This window comes from Paenibacillus sp. FSL R5-0519, assembly GCF_037974275.1.
Classification (GTDB): domain Bacteria; phylum Bacillota; class Bacilli; order Paenibacillales; family Paenibacillaceae; genus Paenibacillus.
The window spans coordinates 1,361,473-1,383,700 of sequence record NZ_CP150234.1 but is presented as its reverse complement, the minus strand read 5'-3'; the positions used below and the strand labels follow the sequence as shown (position 1 = coordinate 1,383,700).

Genomic DNA, 22,228 nt, shown 5'->3' with positions numbered 1-22,228 from the left:
AGACAAGGACAAGAAGCATCAGCAATCTACTTTTTAATTCTGGGATGCAGCCTGGATCGCGCCATAAGCCCAGTGATCTACAGATACATCCTTCCATCTGGAAGTACCGGACACCTCAGGCTCAATCTTCACCAAACGATTTAGCAATGTAACGGCCTCTGCTCGCGTCACAGCATCGTTGGGACGGAATGCTCCGTCTTGCGACACGCTCATGACTCCCGTTGCCAATACATGTTGAACCGCCTCACGGGCCCAGTGCAGCGTAATATCCGTAGCTTCGTTTGACAAAGCTGTTGTTGCTTCAGTTGCTTCTGCATTGACATCGGCAGCTGACTCTTGAATTGTCAAAATCCGCTCGATGATGACAGCCATCTCGGCACGTGTGATAGAGCGCCCTGGCATGAAATCGCTGGCAGCATTACCACGCATATAACCTGCTGCTGTCGCCTTTGTAATCGCTTCTCGTGCCCACTCGGCGTCAGGCATATCCCGATAGGATGCCGTGCTTGCTTCATCGCTGTCCGACGGTAATACGCGATATAGCAATGCAGCCATTTCAGCACGTTGAACCGCCTGATTCGGTCTGAATGTACCGTCGGCATAACCTTGAATGTACGCTGAGGAGTTGCTGCCATTCATGAGAATAATGGAAAATGTGCTGAACTTGGTGACTTCAAACTCGATTCCCGGTTGGTCTGTTCCATTAAACTTAACAAGTTTACCCTTAACGAGTTCCTTGGTCCCATCGCTATGTTCAATAAATACTTGCAGCTTGTCCAGTTCCTTCTGTGTCAGGTTCGTATCCCTGATCGGTAGCACTACTGTCACCGGACGACTGCTCATATTCGTCTCAATCGTCATTGGACGACCTACCAAGCGAAGATCGGCGGTATTGTTTGACTGTTTGACGATTAATGCATCCTTCTGAATACGCTGCTCCACCACTTCACGTCCTGCGGCATCCTTGATCGGCACAAGGTGGAAAAATACGTCCGAGTCCAGTCCTTGCAAAGATTTCGCCGGAAGTTGCAGAGAAGCGTTATCCGTTTCAATATACAGATTTATCTTTTCATTGGCCATTAGTGCAGTAGACTTGGCAGGCAGCTTCACGTTCAGTTCGGATACCTCGTCCTTCTCATCCGGAATCATGATCCGGGCATTAGTCGACCCGGCCTTCTTCAGACTTTCAATTGCTCGAGAGGTCTGCTCGGCCGTCAGATTGACCTCGTCCTTTTTGCGTCCATCTGCCCCTGTGGTTCTCTCAATAATCGTTTCCGAAACAACAGCATTGGTGTTCCGTTCGTTGGTCACATGTACGGTAATCTTCTCGGAAGTGCTTGCAGACGGTGATGGTGTTGACGAACCACCGGATGAACTTCCTGAACCGGACGAACCCGGATTAGATGGCGTTGTTGGTGTTGTTGGTGTTGTTGGCGTTGTTGGTGTAACTGGCCCACTAACGACCGTAATCTCACCGGGTACTGCCTGTTTATTCATTTCAATTGCATCAGCATCCGTCACCGTAAAGTGTTCAGGCAGGGTTGTGTCGACAACCTGAACCGGGTACTTTCCTGCAATGGCACCGGTAGCAATCGTGAATTCGATGTTGAACAGCGCCTGCGGGCTCTCGGATGCCGGAACAGGACTGAGCCCGCCATTCTCATCACTCCAGCCTACAATGAGTGATCCTGTTTCATTATTCACGTTATACTGTATTTCCGTTCTGTCGCCTGTAACATCAGTAACCTGCATGGCTGCGGGATTGAACTTCAAACGTACCCCGTAAGAGCCGATTGGTTGATCAAGTGACACCGTATCGACCGATAGCGTTACCTTGTCACCTGCTTTTCCTTGTGCAGATCCGATGGAGACAACCACATTCCCGACCGGCTTCCCATCCGCCAGCACAGTAACTTGCCCATTCTCCCCAGTCGCCTGAAACGGATCATATTCCTCTACTAATGCACCCGCATGCAAAGTTACTGAACTTGGACCGGTAGCCGCACTCTCTTTAATCTTAAAATGAAGGGAATACAGCGCCGTGGATTCCTGAATGTAATTTTGCGTCGTCATGATCACTGAGATATATCCTAGAGCAGACGTATCCTCAGTTAGACTGACGCCCTGATAATTTTCATAGGCTTGGCGGTTTACAACCTCGTCCCCTTCCACAAGTTCTAGCACAGCCGAATCGTAGGCAAAGGACAGCTCGGAGTGATAAAAAGAAAATGCTGAGCCTTTTGAATCATAGGATACAGGCACTTCGACGATGTCTCCTGGTTTACCAGATACTTCTCCGATATGAATGATTGGATCTACACTGGCCTGTGCCTGAGGAAGCCACGAAAAGATCATGGAAACCGTGAGCAGCATAGTCAGAAGCGCCTTCATGGATCGTTTGGATTTTGTAGATATTAAATGCCCCTTTTGGTTTGGCAAGATAGTCACTCCCTTCTGATATTATGAATTAATCCCCAAGTAAACGCCCATAATCAGGGCTGAATCCTTCGCATCCAGGACACCATCATCGTTCATGTCCAATGCTTCAATCTGCTCTGGTGTAAACGTGATCAACCCTTTGATATATTTATTGACCAATAATGCATCGGCTGGTGTAAGCACACCATCACCGGTAGCATCACCTTTAATTCGCAGCATGATTGTGACATCCACGCTATCCGAAAAGACAGTTCCATTCTTGGCCTGCCAGCCAAATGTTGTCTTGATCCCTGTAAAAGCTGAACCAGGAACAAAGGCCAATGTGTTCAACTCTGCGACAGGAATAACCTGATTCTTCACCACATCAACGCCGTTCAGCTGCAATTTGCCGCTGTCAGGAATAGACGTAATGCGTATATCCGTCATTGGCCGTTCCTCTGGGTCGGCATAATTAGTTTCAAAATCGGCGGATGTAAAGGTTACTGGCAGCCCTTGTTTAACCATTTTGGAAAATGCACCAGCAGCCGGCTTCGGCGTATTATCCTGGCTGAGACCCAGAGTACGAGCAGAAGTTCCGTCAGCACTGAATACAACAATCCGGTCTCTCGCTGTATCAGCCATATATAATTCACCTTCTGGTTCAAAAGCAATCTGATTACTGAGATCAATCGGATATGCCTCGTTTCCAGTTACCCAAGTGCTCAGCACAGGAGTGTTAGGATATACGAAGCCTTCATAGCCTGTGCGCATAATCTGATTCTCGCTCACAACATATAAACGTTTGTCTACTACATCCAGTGTCAGATCTGCAAGCTTGTCCGTTGAATTCTGTATACTAACCAAAGGGTAGATAAAAACTCCATTATTATGGGTATACCACATATTTTGTCCCCCCTCGTTATTACCAGGGATTACACTGGAGTATTTCTCCAAATTCACCCTGCTTCCACTCCCTGAGTTATCCAGGTAGTTATAGGAAAATTTGGTCTTTATCTCTGTCTCATCATTCACCAATCTGGTCTCGTTATAGGTTACACCTATAGTTTCTCTGTTGTGCTGTTTAAATCTGATGACATTCCGAATATACCTTTGATCCACGCCATACCCCAAGTTCATCCAATATTTATTGTTTAAGTCGATAGGTGGTGCGCTTACTGTACCATCCGGGTTAAAAATATGGATCTGTAGGGATGTCCCTGATTCAGCAGCGTAGATTAATCCATCGTTACCCATCGTTACCGCCGTTACATTATCGACCTCTATCGTCGATAGTACCTCACCTTCCGGCGTAGCCCGAATAACCCGATTGTTGCCGCTATCTGCGATGAGCATCTCTGTTTCACCATCAGCCGCCGTGTAGAACTCAATATCCGTAGGTCGACTTAATGAAACTGGACCTGTTGCAGCCAGTACCGATGAAGATGGAAAAACCACGCTTGTGAGTAATGTAATGACAAGAGCAAGCACACTCCATCGTGTTCTCTTGACTCTTGCACCCTTGTTAGTATGTAGATTCAACTGGTCTCCTCCTTAAGTTTCTAATGACGTTCTGAATCAATATAACAAGCCGCTCTTAACAATCACTGAACATAAACAGGTTTGGGATGATCAAAAACAAGCATAAAAAAAACGACCAGACCAAACGGATACCCGTTTACTCCAGTCGTTCTAATCGATTATGTTTCCTCCGCATGATTCAGATCGCTGCAAATACCTGATCAAAGCCTGCTTTCGACTTGGCGAACCGCGTCTCCAGATCCAATTCGGATGCCGGTGCCAGTACCTCTTGAGCCACGACACCATTGTAACCAATGGCCTTCAGGTTTTTCAGAAAACCTTTCAGATCAATTACACCTTCCCCAGGATACAAGCGTTCTCCATCCTTCAATTCCTCGATCGGCAAATCATAAGCATCGTTGATATGCACATGAACAACCTGCTCTTTCTTCAGCTTCAACAGATCTTCCATCGGGAGACCATTCGTGTGCCAGTGATAGGAATCTACAAGCAAGCCAACATTGGGCGCATGGATCGTATCGATCCAGTCCAGCGTATCCTCCACACGCCAGATAAACGGATTTTTCCATTGCGTCCGCAAATGATGGCATCCCACAAACTCCAGACCCAACTTGATTCCGAATGCATCCAAGATGTCTGCGCAGAGTCTCAAGCGTTTTGTAGCCGCTGCCATAAATTGCGCTGCCGGCTGATCCGTTGAAGGTAGAATATACGTACAACAGCTGTAACAGTCCAGCGAAGCAGATGCTTCTGCCATGGCGACCAACGATTGCAATCCCTCACGAAATTGCTCATCTGTTGTCCGCCATTCTACCGTCAGACCCGATGAACCGATGATTACCTGATTGCTTTCCAGCAGATGTTTCGCCCGTTCCTTCCCATACGTTTCAATCAATGAGAGCGGATTCAAATCTACAGATTCGAATCCGTGCTTGGCCGCACCAGTGATATATTGTTCATCAGACTCGATGTTGCCCAGTCCCGCATTCGTTAACCCTCTAATCATGCCAATCTCCTCCTGTGACTCGTCTGGAATTGCAGCTTGTTTATCATTTTATAATAACAGTACTCTCCGAAAAAGAAACCAGCAAAAAGAGCGGCAACAACGTTAATTTAACGTCATTACCGCTCTAACTTCTCTATTTCACAGCTTCAAGCGCATACCGGTTACGTGGAATCTCAAGACCCAGATTCTCCCTTAGTGTCTCGTGTTCATATTCTGTACGGAACAGCCCTCGTTCTTGCAGAACCGGAACAACGAGCTCCACGAAATCTTCCAATCCATTGGGCACCACAGTACGAACATTGAATCCGTCTGCCGCTCCACCTTCAAACCATGCCTGAATCTGATCTGCGATCTGTTCCGGTGTACCAATGAACGATGTACGCGGGGTAGACGCTAACCATGCTACTTGCCGCAAGGTCAGCCCTTGTTCTCGTGCCTGCTGCTTGATCTTGTCTGTTGTACTGCGGAAGCTGTTGCTGCCGATCTCCCCAATCTCGGGGAAAGGTTCGTCCAGCGGGAACTGGGAGAAGTCGTAATGATCGAAGTAACGTCCCAGATAGTTCAGCGCTTGATCAATGCTCACCAGTTCGGCAATTTCCTGATACTTCTGCTCCGCCTCTTCCGCTGTTCTACCCACAATGGGACCAATGCCCGGGAAGATCAGGATATCCGTTGCCTGACGTCCATACGCCACCGCTCTTGCCTTCACATCCCGGTAGAACTCCCTTGCTTCCTCCAGCGTCTCATGTCCCGTATATACGGCATCCGCCGAGCGGGCAGCCAGATCTTTACCGGATTCGGATGAGCCCGCCTGGAAAATCACCGGATGACCCTGCTTCGAACGCCCCACATTAAGGGGGCCCTGTACGGAGAAATGCTTTCCTTTGTGATTAAGCGTATGTAGCTTGGCAGGGTCGAAGAATACGCCCTGTTCCTTGTCACCTACAAAGGCATCGTCCTCCCAGGAATCCCAGAGACCTTTGACCACATTCAGATGTTCTTCCGCAATTTCGTAGCGCAGCGCATGGATTGGATGTTCGCCTTTGCCAAAGTTCAGTGCTGATCCTTCCAAAGGTGAAGTAACCACGTTCCATCCGGCCCTCCCACCACTTAATTGATCCAGCGAAGCAAACTGCCGTGCAACCGTGAACGGTTCACTATAGGAAGTAGACAATGTAGCAACCAGCCCAATGTGGGAAGTGGCCCCGGCGAGTGCGGACAGAAGCGTCAGAGGTTCGAAGCGATTGAGAAAATGAGGATTGGACTTCTCGTTGATGAAGAGACCATCTGCAATAAAGAGCAGATCGAACTTCCCTTTTTCCGCGATACGCACCTGCTTCTTGTAGAATTCCAGACTAACACTCGCGTTAGTGGGAATATCCGGGTGACGCCAAAAGGAGATACTGTTACCCACTCCGTTCAGATTAGCTCCCAATTTCAATTGTCGTTGCGACATATATATTCCTCCCTATTTTGTAGTGATGTCCATACCGTTCGAATATCCTTTTATCTCTTAGAGTTGTTTCGTCGTGTTGTCATTTCTTTATGTTGTGTCCGCCCGCTTCTGCTGTTGTCATGCTTAATCCGGGTTTCCCCGCCTGTTTCACATCACTAACCCTGACTGCCCAAGCCGCTCCCAGCAATACCACTCCTGTGAATAGAAAAATAAACGGAATGCCGATCCATCCACCAAGCAAACCACCGATTAACGGCCCAAGCACAATGCCGAACTGACTCGCCGTCTGACTCAGACTGACTGCCCTCCCACGAAAATCGTGGTCAGCATACTTGATAATCAGCGCATTGAGCGCCGGATAGACCGCGGCAAAGAACAAACCATACACAAATCGCAGGCTGCCAAAATAAATCAGATTCGTAGCTGTCATCTGCAGCAGACTGCCAATTCCGCCGCCGATCAGACCGATAAACAGTGTTTTCTCGTATCCGATCCTGCCACCAATCTTGCCCCAACGGGGTCCCATAATGACGGTTGCCACACCAATCGCCGAGAAGACAATGCCCGCACTAAGTGTTGCACTGCCAACATCCCCGCCAATCTGCACGACATAGAGCGTCAGCACAGGTTCGATGATAAGCACGGAGGTCGAGACCAACAAAATCAAACCATAGATTCGCATCAGGCCGGGCGTGGAAGCTGCTCTTTTCAAATCCCCCATGATCTTCGTTGGAACGATCGTACGAACTTGTCGTGACTCCTTCACACCGAGGACCATCAAAGCCGCGATTAATGTAATTACCGCCGAGGCAACGAAGCATCCCCGCAGTCCGATCCAGTGACTCAACACACCTCCGGCAAGCGGGCCAAGAATCCCGCCCGCAGCGCTAGCCGTGGAGATCACGCCAAGTGCATAACCGACATGTTTCTCCGGTGTATTGGTACCGATTAGGGTAATCGAGGCGGGATGAAAACCAGCCATGAGTCCCTGAAAGACCCTTACGGCGATAAACGTATATGGATCATATACAAAAAAGTTAGCCAGATGCGCAATGCCCAGCCCCACTCCTGAACGGACGAGCATTAATTTGCTGCCATATCGGTCAGCCAGCGATCCCCAGAAGGGTGCGCATAATCCACTGATCAGAAAGCTGATCGAAATGGAGATCCCCGACCAAGCTTCCAGGCCGCTCTGGATACCGAGATCATTTTGCAGGAATATGGGAAAGAACGGAACGGACAGCGAGTACGCCATATGATTGAAAAACAGGCCGAACCACAGAATATACAGATTTCGCTTCCATTGTGGCATCTTGGCATTCTCCATACTATATAATTCCTATATAAAAAGTAGGTTATTATCCATATTAAGGTACCGTCATCGGAAAGTATAATAGAAAAGTTCAATAGACCCATTCAAGAATTAAATGAATGGGTCTGTTATATAACTTGAACTAAAAATTATTTACACTGACACTACGATGACAGAACAACCTTCCAATCGCTGTTATCCCCAGATTTTTTTGATTCCCTTTTCTCAAGGGTAAAATCCGCTGATAAAGGCGAACGCTTCGCTTTTCCAGTTTTCTTCTGTCCTCTCCGTTTCTGTGTAAAAGAATAGTTCAACTTATATAGATGTATAGTCAAAATTACTGCACTTGGACAGACATAAATACGTCCACTTCATCTTCACTATCCAACATAAATCCAAATCGTTCATACAATCGACGAGCAGGGCTTCCCTGCAATACATTTAAAGTAACTCGTTTCCCCTGAACTTCATCCTGTTCCAGCAGCATGTGCAGCACCTTAGTTCCTATTCTCTGACCTTGATAATCGGGATGTATGTAGAAATGTTCCAATAGATATATCTCATCCTTGGGCTTCAATGCTACGCAACCTACCATTGATCCCTCCACTTCAATAATCCGCGTATGGACAGCGTCGAATGTATTTCGGAAACGTTCACGTACGTTCACATCATCGTACCTTCCCAGCCTGGTTAGATCATCGTAAAGTACCAAGGCTCGCAAATCAGCGAGTGGCTCTTGGTCTGCCTGTACAGCTTGACGCATTGTTATTGAATTCATTGGTTGGATTCCTTTCTATTAGAGCCACACTAGATTTTGGATGTCTTATCTCACTATAGGGATAAGACACTTCAAAATCATACCTTTGGCAGCTCACTTGAGCAACAGCGGATTTTTAGAACGTAATATATTTTCCAAAGATATTTATCTCCGCAAAATAAAAAAAGCCCAAAAAGGACAATGCAGTCTTGCTTATACAAATAAGCGAACCGCAACCGTCCCTTTTGGATGTAGGTTATTTAAGAAAACTACGAAGCATGTGACGCTTTTGCTGCATGGTGCAATGCTTCCAGACCCAATGCGAGCGCACCACACAGGCCTGCATGCTGGCCCAATCCGGGCTGCACAATATATTGATCGATATGTTGCGTGATTGAAGCTGCATTCACATAACCATTCAAATTCCGTACAATCTGCTCCCGGATCAGTGGAAACAGATGATCTTGCTGCATCACACCACCGCCCAGGATGATCTTTTGCGGCGAATGAAGCAGAATGGCCGTGGTGATCGACTCCGCAATGTAAAAGGATTCGATCTCCCATGCCGGATGATCTGCCGGCAGTTCACTGCCGGGACTTTGCCAACGCGCTTCTATGGCTGGTCCTGCAGCCATTCCCTCCAGGCAATCGCCATGGTACGGGCATAATCCAGCAAAGTGATCGTCTGGATGGCGTCTTGTTCGAATATGTCCACCCTCCGGATGTAACAATCCGTGTACTCGTTGGCCCCCTGCTACAAGTCCAACACCAACGCCTGTGCCGATTGTGTAATATACACAGTTGTCCAGCCCTTGCGCCGCTCCCCATGTCACTTCACCCAGCGCGGCAGCATTCACATCCGTATCCCATCCGATAGGAACCGGAAATTCATGCTTTAAGGTTCCAACCACATTACAGTTTCCCCACCCAGGCTTAGGTGTGGTCGTAATATAACCATAGGTCGGACTATCCGGTTGCAGATCAATCGGACCAAAGGAGCCGATTCCCATGGATTCCACACCTTTATCCCTGAAATAGTCGATTACCTTGGTAAGTGTTATCTCCGGATGTTCTGTTGGAAAGCTGATCCGATCTTCAATCTGTCCATGCTCATTCCCTACACCACATACAAACTTCGTTCCGCCCGCTTCTATAGCTCCAATACGCATCGTTCTGGACTCCTTTCCTTCATTACTATTAATCTTTAGCCTTGGACGGTGATATCTCATAGAGTTGGAGTGAAGTGAATACCAGATCCGTATTTTCGGCATGAGCAGAGATGCCCTTGGAATCCACATCCGGATAGATCAGATCCGTGATAACCGCCTGACCATCATTCGCAAATACTTCCACAGAAGAATGATCTACAAAGATACGCAAAGAGTGATTCCCACTCACCGTTTTTAACTCAGCTGTATGGCGGCCCAAGAAATGTTCATGAAAATCGCCGATACCCGATCCACTACGATCGATATACACTTCACCGGTGTTGGCGTCTACGCCAACGAACGTTTCGTTATCTGCTCCACTTCTTAGTGCAAAATGAAACGACTGATCCGAAGCCCACTCCGCGTGAATCTCATAGTTCACTAGTTGCAACGCGTTCAACTGCTCACTCACTTGCTGAATCGAAGCATCCTGTAGGGACAATACTGTCGTACGGGCTTGCTCAAGTTCACGTGCAGGACGTTGAATCAATATAACTTCTCCCGCTCTTGTCTCCAGTGTCAACTCTCGTGCAATGGTCATGGCTCCACGGTAATCTTCGGTTGGCGTCTGGTTGGCATACATCCAGTTGCTCATCCAACCCATGAACAAGCGTCTGCCATCTTCAGCCGGAATGTCGGACCAACTAACGCCCGCGTAGTTATCCCGGCCATGATCAATCCAGCGAATCGTATGAGATTCCTCATCTGGGACAAATGTAGTTCCATCAAAATTCCCGATGAAATATTGCGTTCTGGAGCCTTCTATACAAGCAGGATCTGCACCAATGCTGACGAGCATTACCCACTTCTCCTGCCCCGATTCTCCATCCACTGCAAGTGGGAACAGGTCCGGACATTCCCACACACCATCGTGTGAACCGATCCCTTCGCCAAATTCACTTCCTAGCGTCCAATCCTTCAGATTGGGAGAACGATACAGACATACCGTTTGACCACATGCGATTATCATAATCCATTCTTTGGTCTGCTCATGCCAGAATACTTTGGGATCACGGAAATCTACAAAGGATTCGTGCGTTAATACCGGATTACCCTCGTACTTGGTCCAGGTTCTGCCACTGTCTTTGCTATACGCCAGACTCTGACGCTGAACAGGTTGCTCATTCGGCACTTCCAGATGATGTGTGAAAATAGCAACCAACCCCGGCTCATCTTCGAAGAATCCCGACGTATTGTTCCAGTCCACCACCGCACTGCCGGAGAAGATCATGCCATGTTCATCTGGTGCAAGAGCTACAGGAAGTTCCTCCCAAGTGACGAGATCTCGGGTCACGGCGTGCCCCCAATGCATCGGTCCCCATGTGGTACCAAACGGATGATACTGATAGAACAAGTGATACTCTCCATTGAAAAACACCATGCCGTTCGGGTCGTTCATCCACTTCTCTTTCGGTGAAAAATGGTATTCATTGCGGTAATCTTGTTGTAGAATCGTCGACATTATGGTTTCTCCTCCGTACTTTTCTTTATTGGTTGTTACGGTCATATCCCGCTTGTTTAATCTGCAGCCATTCTTGCAATCCAAGGCGATCCAGCTCTTTCAGATAAGCATCCCATTCCTGATCTACTTTCCCGTTCTGATACCATTCTGTACGCAGACGCAACACATAGGCGAACAAATCAGTCTCAATGGTGGAAAGGCGGTCGAGTTCATCGATTGAGAAGAACACGCTTGGATAGACGTTATCTGCTTTCATGTGTGGAACCATATATTTATCGAGCAGTTCCATACGCCATGCAGCATCTTCCGGTTTGGTGGTGTATTTGTCATAATAACTGTCGAGGATGGCCAATGGTCCCGCGATACTTGTCTTTTGCCTGAGTTCTACAGGTGCAGAGCCTTCCAGCGGAAGATGCTTCAACATGCCCTTGGCTTCATCGAATTCAAATATATTTTGCTGACTCTCGTCTCCATACGTACCCCAGTTGTTCTGCACAGATTGGAGCGGATCGTACAATTGGTCTACCCACTTTGCTGTGGATTCGAGGTTTTTATTGCTGCTGGTAATGACCATGCGACCACGATCAAGACCGATGCCATTTGTTCTTGTGACATTAATCTCTCCATCAGGTCCGGCAATTGGAGGCAGAACATCATACGTATCATTCATGCCTGTAATGTTGGCTTTATCCCATGTGAAGTACATACCGTACTTGTTGTCCTTGCCTTTTGCCAGATACGTGTTCCAATCCTGCTGATACGATTCAACGTCGATCAGACCTTCCTGAACCAGTTCATGAATGTACTTAACCGCGTCCTTGTAACCTGCATCAGCTGCCGTGAAGACCACTTTCCCATCATTGGTTACTACAGTATGATCCCAGTTCTCTCCGAGTCCAAATGCCGCAAAGAGAAATGTCAGATCTTCTCCGCCTGGCTTGTTAATAAAAGACAATGGAATTTCGTCGGCCTTGCCGTTGCCGTTGGGATCTTGGGTTTTGAACGCGATCAGCACTTCTTTCAACTCTTCGGTTGTCGTTGGCATCTTCAGCCCGAGCTTGTTCAGCCATTCCACATTAATCCAGGGCAAGTTATCCACTGCCTGAATCCGTTGTTTGCCACTTCCGAGTTCTTCAATCCATGGGAAGGAATAGATATGTCCGTCCGGAGCCGTGATCATGCTCTTGTATTCGGGAGCTTCCTCCAGCACCTTTTGCAGATTAGGCATATATTGTTCAATCATGTCCTCAAGTGGAATGATCGCCCCGTCCTTCGCCAGTTTCAGGAGATCATAATCCCCATAACCTGCATCAAATATGGCATCCGGCAAATCACCGCTGGCTACTGCCAGGTTTCTTTTTTCAGCAAACACATCACTCGTATAGTTCTTCCAGTTGATATGCACATTGGTTTTCTCTTCGAGTCGCTTATTAATCAGCTTGTCGTTCGGATCAGCGGGAGCCAGCGGAGAGCTCTGTGTTATAAAATTCAATGTCACCTTGCCATCAGGTGATTGCGCCTCACTTGCCGCGCCGCCTCCCCCCCCGCCACAGGCGGTTAGAAAGAGCATCGCAGATAACATGGAAATGGATGCCGTTGTAACGGCTTTTCTGGACTTGTTCACTTTTTTCATAATAATGACCTCCATGGATTGGGTTGGATCAAACTTGCTATATGGCTGACTGTTCCCTATTTGAGGGAACCAACCATGACACCTTTTTCGAAATACTTCTGGAAGAACGGGTACATGATGATGAGTGGCAGACTCGAAATGACAATGGCTGAATATTTAATCATCTCCGAGAGTCGTTTCAGTTCCGCCATCGCGAGTTGGTCACTGATCATACCTGGTGCAGCCTGATTCTGAATCAGAATGGAGCGCAGGACGAGCTGTAACGGATGGAGATTCGGATTGTCCAGATAGATCATCGCATCAAAGTAGGAATTCCATTGCCCAACGAAAGCATAAAGGGCGAGTACAAATATGATGGGCTTCGACAACGGAATGACGATCTGGAAGAAAATTTTCATCTCGGAGGCGCCATCCACGTTTGCAGCTTCTTTCAGCTCCCGAGGGACTCCTTTGAAAAAGGTTCTGGAGAGAATGATGTTCCAGACGTTAACGGCTCCAGGGATGATGATTGCCCACACCGTATCCAGCATGCCAAGATTACGAATAAGTAGATAGGTAGGGATCAGTCCCCCGCCGAAGAACATCGTAATGATGAAGATAATCATGAAAAATCCACGTCCCGCGAGCCTCTCATCCGACAATGCATAACCTGCAAATATGGATACGGTCACGGTAATCAGTGCAAAGGAAACCGAGTACAATACCGCATTTACAAACCCCCGGATCATGGCTGGATTGGACAAAATCATCTGATATCCGTCCAGACTCCAGTCCGATACATTAAAGGACAGTCCACGATTCAGTAACACCGTGGGGTCCATGAATGAGGCGATAACAATATAAATCAGGGGAACAACCACAACCAGTACAGCACAGGTGAGAAAGATGGCATTGAGTGTGAGGATCAATCGATCCATTCCCGTGTGTTTAACAACCATGGATAATACTCCTTTCCTAATAGAGGCCTTCGCCTTCATTCAATTTCTTCACAATCAGATTCACCGTCACCAGCAAAATCACATTGATCACCGAGTTGAACAATCCAACTGCCGCAGAATAAGCGTAATCTCCAGACTGTAGCCCCACCTTGTAGACATACGTGGCAATAATCTCGGAGGAAGGCAGGTTCATGGACGTCTGCATCAGATAGGCCTTCTCAAATCCAATGGACATAATGCCACCCGCTGCAAGGATAAAGACGATAGCCATAATTGGACGAATCGTTGGAAGATCAATGTGGCGAATACGCTGAAGGAGATTGGCTCCATCCAGATTAGCCGCATTGTGAAGCTCCGGATCAACATTGGCCAAAGCCGCAACGTAAATGATGGAAGCCCAGCCGGCTCCGGTCCAGATATCGGACAAAATATAGATCCAGCGGAAATATTCCGGTTCAGACATGAACATAATTGGCTGACCTGTGATCCAGGTCGCTAATTGATTAATCGGCCCTGTCGGTGAGAGGAAGATGAACAGCATACCCACCACCACAACAACCGAGATAAAATTGGGTGCATACAGAAACAGTTGGATATTTTTCTTCACGCCAGCTTTGCGTACCTGATTCAGCATGAGTGCAAGTAGAATGGGCACCGGGAAACTGAATATCAATCCCAAAAAGCTGAGTTTAAGCGTATTCATTAAAATGATATCGAAATTGGGAGAAGCTATAAATTTCTCAAAATGCTTCAGTCCTACCCAATCACTGCCCATAATGCCTTTGATCGGACTGAAATCCTTAAACGCAATGATGGCTCCATACATCGGGATGTACTTGAAGATAAGGGTCAAGATTAAGGCTGGTGCGAGCAACATATATAAAAAGTAATTCTTTTTAAGCTGCTGCAACCTGTGACCATTGGTCGTCCTCACTTTCACAACCCTTCCCCTGCCCTTTTTGGTGTCCACTATGTTATCCAACACGCTACCTCCGTTCCATTCTTGAAGTTGACAATTGTTTTCGGTAAGGGCTTTCAATATTTACAATTGCCTATTTGATAATTTACAATTTAGCAGATTTCAATGAATTTAGTCAATACATTTTGTAAAAAATAATTTGTGCATTTGATCATTTCTTCTTACCTAAATGTAAATTTAACACGCTAAAATTGCATATAATCAGCACCAATTCGGTGATATCAACATAGATACTTCTTTATCATCGCTGATATTCATCCAATCACATTACACTTGTAACAAAAATTTTGGAGCAATTATAAAAATGAAATTTGTGTCCCGAATTGTAAACAGAATTGTGCATTTGTAAAGTTAAGATTGCTATTTGTGCCATTCTATTATACATTTGACTTAGAGAAGAATATGGATGACTATTGATGAGTAGAGGTGAAGCATTAGATGGCAAAGGAAAAAGTCACGATACAAGACATCGCTGATGCTTTGGGGATCTCCAGGAATACGGCTTCCAAAGCATTAAACGATAGCGGAAACATCCCGGATGAGACTAGAAACCGTGTAATTAAAAAAGCAATTGAACTTAAATATAAACAGTTTGCCTATATGGAAAATGAACATGTTTTAACCAAGGCCCCAGGCAATATCGCCTTGTTAACTGAAAACCTGCCGAATACATCTCACTTTGGTTCGTTGTTAATCAGCGGTTTGGAGAGAAGAATCAGTGCGGAGGGATACAATCTCTCGATTCATATCGTGCGTGAAGAAGATCAAGACGCGCTTACACTTCCCAACAATTTTGATATCGCCAAAGTAGACGGCATCATATGCATTGAATTATTTGATCTGGAATATACTCAGCTCATTACGGATCTGGGCATCCCCACCATCTTTATCGATTGCGCGTCCAACATATGTTATCCCGAATTCCATGCAGATCTGCTCCTTATGGAGAATGAACACAGCATCTATCAGATCACCACAAAATTAATTGAGAGCGGCTACACAAGTATCGGATTTGTTGGAGACTACAATCACTGTAAGAGCTTTAATGAACGATGGGTTGGATATCACCGAGCTATGCTTGAATCAGGGTTGCAGGTAGACCTATCTCATTGCATTCTAGATAATGATCGCCTATGCTTCTCCAAGCCAGGATGGTTGAACCAGCGGGTGGCAGAGCTGACTTCCTTACCTTCCGCTTACGTATGCGCTAATGATTTTCTTGCCGTCGATCTGGTCAGGGCTTTGAAAGCCAGAGGTGTTTCCGTTCCGCAGGATGTTGCGATATGCGGATTCGATAATGCACCCCAATCCCGAATTATTGAGCCTGCATTAACGACCGTTCATATTTACAGCAATGAGATGGGGATTAAGGCTGCGGAGATGCTGTTATCCCGGATTAATAGCCCGACACAGCCGTATCAGGTCTCACATATTGTGACCAAACCCATCATCAGGGAGTCTACGCCAGCAATCATGGCCGATCATTCTCAGATGGTTCATGGTTCGGCAAAATAAAAAAACGTATGTCTCACGAGTAACAACTCGTGAAGCATACGTTTTTTGGTGTTTTCGACTTGGCTGGCTGTATGGGGACTTTAACCTGTCCAGCGCTGTCCAGAATAGAAATCATCTCGCGATTAGATCTCTTTCAAGATACCTTTTACCAGCCCAATAAAGGTTGTTTTCACTTGCGCAGCCACTTCAATGACTTCGTCATGACTTAACGGCTGATCCAGGATGCCACAGGCCATGTTGGTCAGACAGGATATGCCCAGAACCTTCATACCGCCATGAATGGCAACAATGGCTTCAGGTACTGTGGACATGCCCACTGCATCCGCACCCATCGTACGAATCATGCGAATCTCGGCTGGTGTCTCATATGCCGGACCACTCCACCATGCATAGACACCTTGCTGCAGGCCAACATTCTGTGCTTCTGCAACTTTAAGGGCAATGCTGCGCAGTTCGCGATTGTATACTTGGGACACATCCGGGAAGCGCACACCCAGTTCAGCATTATTTGGTCCCATCAATGGGTTATTGCCTACCAGGTTAATATGATCTGTAATGAGCATCAGTTGACCTGGCTCAAAGCTTGTATTGATTGCTCCGCAGGCATTGGTGATAAGCAATTGCTCGACACCCAGCGCCTTCATGATGCGGACCGGGAATGTCACTTCATCCAGTGTAAAACCTTCATAGTAATGAAGGCGACCTTTCATCGCTACAACCGTTTTGCCCATCAGATCCCCAATAACCAATTCATTGGCATGACCGATTGCCTCGGATTGTGCAAAGTAAGGAATTTCTGTATACGGGATAACGGTCGCATTTTCAATCTCGTCCGCGAGCGCTCCCAGCCCCGAACCCAGAATCATGCCTATGGCAGGTTTGGTATGGATTCGGTTTAATATGTAATCTCTTGCTTCCTGAATATGTGCGGATTGATGCATAATGATATCCTCCTGATGATCTCAATTGAGTTAATGAGGTCTTACTCATCAAGTGTAATGAACAATGGTCCTGATGTAAATGGAAGCTGTTATCCGAATCATTGCAGGGAGAACCTAGTCAATCCCGGTCAAGGCTTTTGTCCAGACTCCCAAACCGTTACCTGACCGATGGCACACCCCGATTCATGTACGAATCCAGTAGAAGGATCGGGAATGATGCCTTCACTGTAAACGGAATGGTTAATCTGCTCAGTGGATATATGAAGAGACTTCAGGCCATCTGCCTGTTGTTCAACCCATTGTTTGGATTGTTTCCGTAACAAATCACGGCCTCCCTGTTATCAGCCTAACATGCATTTTTCTTTTCATAAAAAAAAACGACCCTGTGTCACAGGATCGCTTAAGCTCATCGAATATGCTACTCCAGTGAATATGTGTTCCTGCTTTTCACGTAATCGATCAACATGATCAGTAACATCATGAGTGTGGCAAACATCATCGGCTTGGCCAGTGTGCCCTCTTCAAAAATGAAATAGGTTACTACCAAGTTCCCTACAAATGTCATCAGATAATTGCGGATGCGATCCATATACTCATCTCATTTCAGACAGAAATTCGATTCGATACGCAAACATCTTCATTTTTCGTTATCTTGAATTATACGCCAAAATGATTCCTTTGGCTGCAACTGTTGATCAAATATAAAAGGCCAATTTTTACGTCCACGTACCGGGAAATGATCCAACCAGGTGTAATTGTCCGCTACTCCCCAGAAAGTCACTGAGGTAATGGATGATTTATATTCCCGGAACAGATCGAAGATTTCTTCATATCGATGCTCCTGTAGCTCAGCCATTTCCGGAGTGGGCGCAGTAAGATCGGTTCGACGATCCTCATAACGAAACACCGACATATCCAGCTCCGTAACATGCAACTGTACATCCAGTGAAGCATAACGCTCAATCGCCATTCGGATCTCCTCAATTGAAGGACCATGAATATTCCAGTGCCCCTGCATACCGATTCCATGTACAGGCGCTCCCTTATCCAGCAAAGACCGAACCAAATTGTATATTTTCTCCCGTTTGACCGGATCGGTCTCATTGTAGTCATTATAGAAAAGAAGGGCATTGGGATCTGCTTCATGAGCCATGCTGAATGCTTGATGCAGATAGTCTTCTCCCACGAGTTGCAGCCACTTTGTGTCCCGCATGAAGAGATCGGTCTTATCTTCAATCGCTTCATTGACGACATCCCATGCATATATTTGCCCCTTATACCGACCTACTACCGTATCAATATGTTGCTTCAAGCGAGATAATAACAGTTCTCTGGAAGCAGGAGCACCTGAGGTATCCTCAAAGACCCATTTCGATGTCTGATTATGCCAGACCAAAGTATGTCCGCGAACCCCAATCCCTTGGGCAACAGCAAAATCAACAATTTTATCCGCCGCCTCAAATGTATAACGATCCTCTTCCGGGTAGATTTCTTCAAATTTCATCTGATTTTCAGCCGTGATGCTATTGAAGTGTTTGGCGATAAATTCCCCTTCGGACTGCAACATGCCTGTATGTACAGCAGCACCTATTTTGAACTTGTTGGCATAAGCAGCATGTAATGATGGAATTTCCGTCGACATATACAATTCCCCCTACCCATTTTTATCCATCATATCTTTTGTTGAATACGCTTACAATGAACAAATTATACTTCTTCCCCCTCATATTTAACTATTTATGAATCTTGCGCCCTGTTCGCAAAACAAAAACACCTCCACATTCGTTCAGCTGCTCATAGCAACAAAACTATTTCGTGGAAGGTGCCATGTTATCGTGATGTTCCGTTTAATTCAACTCCAGTGCGAAGTGAAATGTTACAGCTTGTCCACCTGTAACAACGTCACCTGTTTCACGGTGCATGCCGGGTTAATTTGTTCCTCGGACAGAATGTTCAGCTTGATGAGGCTTTTCAGCTTATGGCTGTCTACCTTGGACAACAATCGCCAGATGTCCGGGTCTGGAAGAGAAGCATACAGCTTCTGATCATCATATTCTTTGCGGTTCTGAAGCACTGTTTTCACGGTGTAACCACCAACCTGCGTCTCATAGACTCCTTGTTCTGCACAATACGCGACAATCTCATCCCGTAGTACAGACAACTGTTGCTCAATATCTTTTTGCTGCTGCTTCAGTTCAAAGTAAGATTGCACTTTCTGTTCCATATCGATCACGCTCCTCTATTATCAAAGGTATGCGAGGATCGCTAGTTTAGGACTGGCTGTTTATTTTATTTAAAAAAGTGGTCTTTCTATTACTTAATCGTATACTGTCGTCATTGTGTATCCCCGTATTACGATTACAGCAGGTGTTCATTCAAATATGGGTTACGGACAACCATGCTGTGAACCCTTTCCATGACATCTGGCCCCATGGGTACATCCCCAACGCGCCTTAACAGAATCCAGCGCAGGCAAGCTATCGCGTCAAAAACCTGCTCCTCTTCCAGCGTGTAGGTATAACTTGCAGAACGTGCAAATTTAGCGTGATACATCTCGCCGTAACGTTCCCCATTATAGATGTTGATAAGAAAAACAGACCATGCCATATCGTACCTTGGATCACCATACTGCCCATTAGTCCAATCGATAATGGTGTAATGACCGTCCATTTCAAGAATGTTTCCCAGATTATAATCGCCATGAATCAGACATTCCTGTCTGATCTGGACCTGCTGAATCAAGTTTGTTAGAAGATCATTTATATCGTCATGTAATTCAATTTGAGGAAAAAAGTATTGAACAAACTCGGTTTTGAATATGTATTCTCCATCTTCTCCAGTATTCATTTCATTCACCGGATACCGATGGACCTCCATCAATCGCTCAGCCAAATGTGTCAGTTTGCTTTGTGTTAATTGGGTAATTGGCTCTCCATCATAACTCGTTAACAGCACTTGATTCTGTTGGTCGTCTAATCCCCAACCGTAGGGTCTAGAAACACGAATTCCACTTTGATAAAGCTTGGACAATAATCGATATTGTTGGGCGATATCCGGTTTGGAATCCTTGTCCCAGACTTTCAATACGTACCGCTGATCTTCCATTTCGATTCTCATCACGCTAGCTTCCAATCCAGGTGTCATGGGAATGATGTGATACTCCTGTTCAATCATTTGCTGGACACGTTCATCCAGTTGAGTCCAGTTCATCTGGCTAAGTTCGGTAGTCAAACGTTCTCCTCCTTCCTCCATGTTATGACCGTCTTTCCGGTTAGTCAGGTATAATCAGGCCTTTGCCAATGACATTGGCGGATACTGGCTGCTTGCCCAATTCTCGTGCCCATACCGATAGCTGTCCCATATGGTGAATCTCATGGGCGACCACATGTCGCATGACTTCTCCCCATGAATCTGTAGCGACATTGCCACCTGAGCGGTGATCAATATAAGCTCTTTTTTCCATACTCGGCTCCCATGCTGTAACAAATGCCTCCACATCCGGACGTAATCTGCGATCCAATTGTCTTACCGCCTCAAGGTTCTGGTAGTTTGCAAAATCTTCGGCATCATCCGGTTTACCCTGAAGTAACTGAAGCCAGCTCCACTCTACATCAATGATATGAAACAGCGTTTGTAATATGTTACCTACTCCGCCCGTACGGGGCCGAAGCAGTTCTTCAAGCGGTACATCTTCACACCAGGTATACCATTGCTCACGCACGATCCAGTTGTAACGAAAGAAAGTTTCCATTGGTATATCCCCCTTTATCGGCTATGTTTTCAGAGAGATTTAATCAATTCTGTATTGGCAAAGGTATCATTAGAGTGTTCAAAATCTCCATAAATTCCGCTGATCTGATCGAATCCGGATTTGATCCAGAAGCGTAATGCAGGCCAATTTTTGAGCGCGACGTTAATTCGAAATTCCTTGTAACTTAGCTCGGAACAATGGAGAGTCAGTGCCTGAATTAATTCTTGTCCATATCCCTGCTTCTGGATTTCACTCTGAATATACAGAAACTCAAGATATAGCGAATCGTCAGAAGGATAACCGTGGTACACACTTAACAAACCAATGTTGCGATCATCCTCAGCCGTACGAATGGATTGAATTCGATAATTCTCCAGCCTGCCTCCCGGTGGAAGGTGGCCTTCTCCAAAACATTTTTTCACATAATCCAGATCATGCTCTCGTCCATCCCATTGATGTAAGTAACGACTGGTATCATAAATCGACTGAAGTTCAGGAATATCGGATTCTTTCACGTCCGAAATAACAAGCCTGTCTGACTTCCATTCTACCGGAAGTTGTTTCATCATAATCACTCCATCTTTACGTTCTGGTTGATCTCTTTTTAATATACAAGATTACATGAATACCTGCATATATAAACAGGACATTGAACAAATATAGAAGTACATTTAAAGAGATGCCAGATATAAACCAGATTGTTCCGTCCGAGTTGGCATAATGATAATCCGTAAAGAATCGGATCGGGAAACCATACTCTGTTCGGAGCGGTCCATCATCTGTATATAAAGTTCCAGGAATACATATGATGGCTAATACAGCAAGCCAGGCTGATAGATTCATGATTCTTTTGTTAATCGCCAATACCTCTCCTCCTGACGAATCAGTTTAATTCAACTCTTTCTGCTTCCTGTAACCAAACTTCCAACCCCATATCAATCATTACAAATAAAATAGCAGCAAAAACACTTAATAAGGTCAGAACTAACGTCTCTTTGAAATTCAGTATTTCTTCTCCTGCTCCCATGAGCACATAATAGATATACATCCCTAGAACTCCAGCACATGCATAACCCAATATCCTCGTACTTAGATACAACATATGATTAACGAATTGTATTCGGCAGAGCAGATCGTCCAGCAATATCGATAAAGGTAGCCCGATCAATACGATCAGCGGAGTTGCGTATACCAGATACATAATAATGTAAAAATCAAAACTGTAGGATTCATTCATCGATATGATACTTGCAGCCAAAGTAAAACAAATGATGGTTAGAACGGTTGTTATCAGCTTTCTTCCCATGTTCATC

22 protein-coding genes are annotated in these 22,228 nt (G+C 45.9%); 1 reads left to right on the top strand and 21 read right to left on the bottom strand.

The window, feature by feature from the left end:
• Positions 1–33: 33 nt before the first annotated feature.
• From MKY73_RS06085 to MKY73_RS06035, 11 genes are all read right to left on the bottom strand, one after another.
• Positions 34–2,439: an S-layer homology domain-containing protein gene (locus MKY73_RS06085; RefSeq protein WP_339306235.1), complete on the bottom strand. Its 2,406-nt coding sequence runs from the start codon at positions 2,437–2,439 to the stop codon at positions 34–36.
• 21 nt (positions 2,440–2,460) lie between these two features.
• On the bottom strand, positions 2,461–3,957 hold the full coding sequence (locus MKY73_RS06080; RefSeq protein ID WP_339306234.1) for a dockerin type I domain-containing protein: 1,497 nt from the start codon (positions 3,955–3,957) through the stop codon (positions 2,461–2,463).
• Between the two features lie 178 nt (positions 3,958–4,135).
• Positions 4,136–4,963 (bottom strand): sugar phosphate isomerase/epimerase, encoded by an 828-nt coding sequence (locus MKY73_RS06075; RefSeq protein WP_339306232.1) that lies wholly within the window; start codon positions 4,961–4,963, stop codon positions 4,136–4,138.
• A gap of 133 nt (positions 4,964–5,096) precedes the next feature.
• Positions 5,097–6,419 (bottom strand): LLM class flavin-dependent oxidoreductase, encoded by a 1,323-nt coding sequence (locus MKY73_RS06070; protein ID WP_339306231.1) that lies wholly within the window; start codon positions 6,417–6,419, stop codon positions 5,097–5,099.
• Positions 6,420–6,498: 79 nt separating this feature from the next.
• On the bottom strand, positions 6,499–7,731 hold the full coding sequence (locus MKY73_RS06065; RefSeq protein ID WP_339306230.1) for an MFS transporter: 1,233 nt from the start codon (positions 7,729–7,731) through the stop codon (positions 6,499–6,501).
• A gap of 337 nt (positions 7,732–8,068) precedes the next feature.
• A complete protein-coding gene (locus MKY73_RS06060) occupies positions 8,069–8,509 on the bottom strand; it encodes a GNAT family N-acetyltransferase (protein ID WP_339306228.1) in 441 nt (146 codons plus the stop codon).
• 248 nt (positions 8,510–8,757) lie between these two features.
• On the bottom strand, positions 8,758–9,657 hold the full coding sequence (locus MKY73_RS06055) for an ROK family protein (RefSeq protein WP_339306226.1): 900 nt from the start codon (positions 9,655–9,657) through the stop codon (positions 8,758–8,760).
• 28 nt (positions 9,658–9,685) lie between these two features.
• Positions 9,686–11,158 (bottom strand): glycoside hydrolase family 32 protein, encoded by a 1,473-nt coding sequence (locus MKY73_RS06050; RefSeq protein WP_339306224.1) that lies wholly within the window; start codon positions 11,156–11,158, stop codon positions 9,686–9,688.
• Positions 11,159–11,183: 25 nt separating this feature from the next.
• Positions 11,184–12,791, bottom strand: coding sequence for an ABC transporter substrate-binding protein (locus MKY73_RS06045; protein ID WP_339306222.1), 1,608 nt, complete (start codon positions 12,789–12,791; stop codon positions 11,184–11,186).
• 56 nt (positions 12,792–12,847) lie between these two features.
• Positions 12,848–13,729, bottom strand: a complete 882-nt coding sequence (locus tag MKY73_RS06040; protein WP_339306220.1) for a carbohydrate ABC transporter permease — start codon at positions 13,727–13,729, stop codon at positions 12,848–12,850.
• Between the two features lie 16 nt (positions 13,730–13,745).
• Positions 13,746–14,606: an ABC transporter permease subunit gene (locus tag MKY73_RS06035; RefSeq protein WP_339243173.1), complete on the bottom strand. Its 861-nt coding sequence runs from the start codon at positions 14,604–14,606 to the stop codon at positions 13,746–13,748.
• Positions 14,607–15,146: 540 nt separating this feature from the next.
• Between MKY73_RS06035 and MKY73_RS06030 the strand changes: the two genes are divergently transcribed.
• The gene (locus MKY73_RS06030) at positions 15,147–16,223 is read left to right on the top strand and encodes a LacI family DNA-binding transcriptional regulator (protein ID WP_339306218.1); all 1,077 of its coding nucleotides are present in this window, start codon (positions 15,147–15,149) and stop codon (positions 16,221–16,223) included.
• Positions 16,224–16,345: 122 nt separating this feature from the next.
• On the opposite strand, the gene MKY73_RS06025 is transcribed toward MKY73_RS06030, so the two are convergent.
• The 10 genes from MKY73_RS06025 to MKY73_RS05980 form a co-directional block, all read right to left on the bottom strand.
• Positions 16,346–17,164: a purine-nucleoside phosphorylase gene (locus MKY73_RS06025; protein WP_339306216.1), complete on the bottom strand. Its 819-nt coding sequence runs from the start codon at positions 17,162–17,164 to the stop codon at positions 16,346–16,348.
• 128 nt (positions 17,165–17,292) lie between these two features.
• Complete coding sequence (locus MKY73_RS06020) at positions 17,293–17,487, bottom strand: hypothetical protein (RefSeq protein ID WP_339306214.1); 195 nt, start codon at positions 17,485–17,487, stop codon at positions 17,293–17,295.
• A gap of 95 nt (positions 17,488–17,582) precedes the next feature.
• On the bottom strand, positions 17,583–17,753 hold the full coding sequence (locus tag MKY73_RS06015) for a hypothetical protein (RefSeq protein WP_339306212.1): 171 nt from the start codon (positions 17,751–17,753) through the stop codon (positions 17,583–17,585).
• A gap of 48 nt (positions 17,754–17,801) precedes the next feature.
• Positions 17,802–18,806: an endo-1,4-beta-xylanase gene (locus tag MKY73_RS06010; RefSeq protein WP_339306211.1), complete on the bottom strand. Its 1,005-nt coding sequence runs from the start codon at positions 18,804–18,806 to the stop codon at positions 17,802–17,804.
• A 234-nt stretch (positions 18,807–19,040) separates the two neighbouring features.
• A complete protein-coding gene (locus tag MKY73_RS06005) occupies positions 19,041–19,388 on the bottom strand; it encodes a hypothetical protein (protein ID WP_339256841.1) in 348 nt (115 codons plus the stop codon).
• 134 nt (positions 19,389–19,522) lie between these two features.
• Entirely contained in the window at positions 19,523–20,395 is an 873-nt protein-coding gene (locus MKY73_RS06000; RefSeq protein WP_339306209.1) for an aminoglycoside phosphotransferase family protein, read from the bottom strand.
• 40 nt (positions 20,396–20,435) lie between these two features.
• Positions 20,436–20,915, bottom strand: a complete 480-nt coding sequence (locus MKY73_RS05995; RefSeq protein ID WP_339306207.1) for a DinB family protein — start codon at positions 20,913–20,915, stop codon at positions 20,436–20,438.
• 29 nt (positions 20,916–20,944) lie between these two features.
• Entirely contained in the window at positions 20,945–21,484 is a 540-nt protein-coding gene (locus tag MKY73_RS05990) for a GNAT family N-acetyltransferase (protein WP_339306205.1), read from the bottom strand.
• Between the two features lie 13 nt (positions 21,485–21,497).
• On the bottom strand, positions 21,498–21,779 hold the full coding sequence (locus tag MKY73_RS05985) for a hypothetical protein (protein WP_339306203.1): 282 nt from the start codon (positions 21,777–21,779) through the stop codon (positions 21,498–21,500).
• A 19-nt stretch (positions 21,780–21,798) separates the two neighbouring features.
• Positions 21,799–22,221: a hypothetical protein gene (locus MKY73_RS05980; RefSeq protein WP_339306201.1), complete on the bottom strand. Its 423-nt coding sequence runs from the start codon at positions 22,219–22,221 to the stop codon at positions 21,799–21,801.
• Positions 22,222–22,228: the final 7 nt, after the last annotated feature.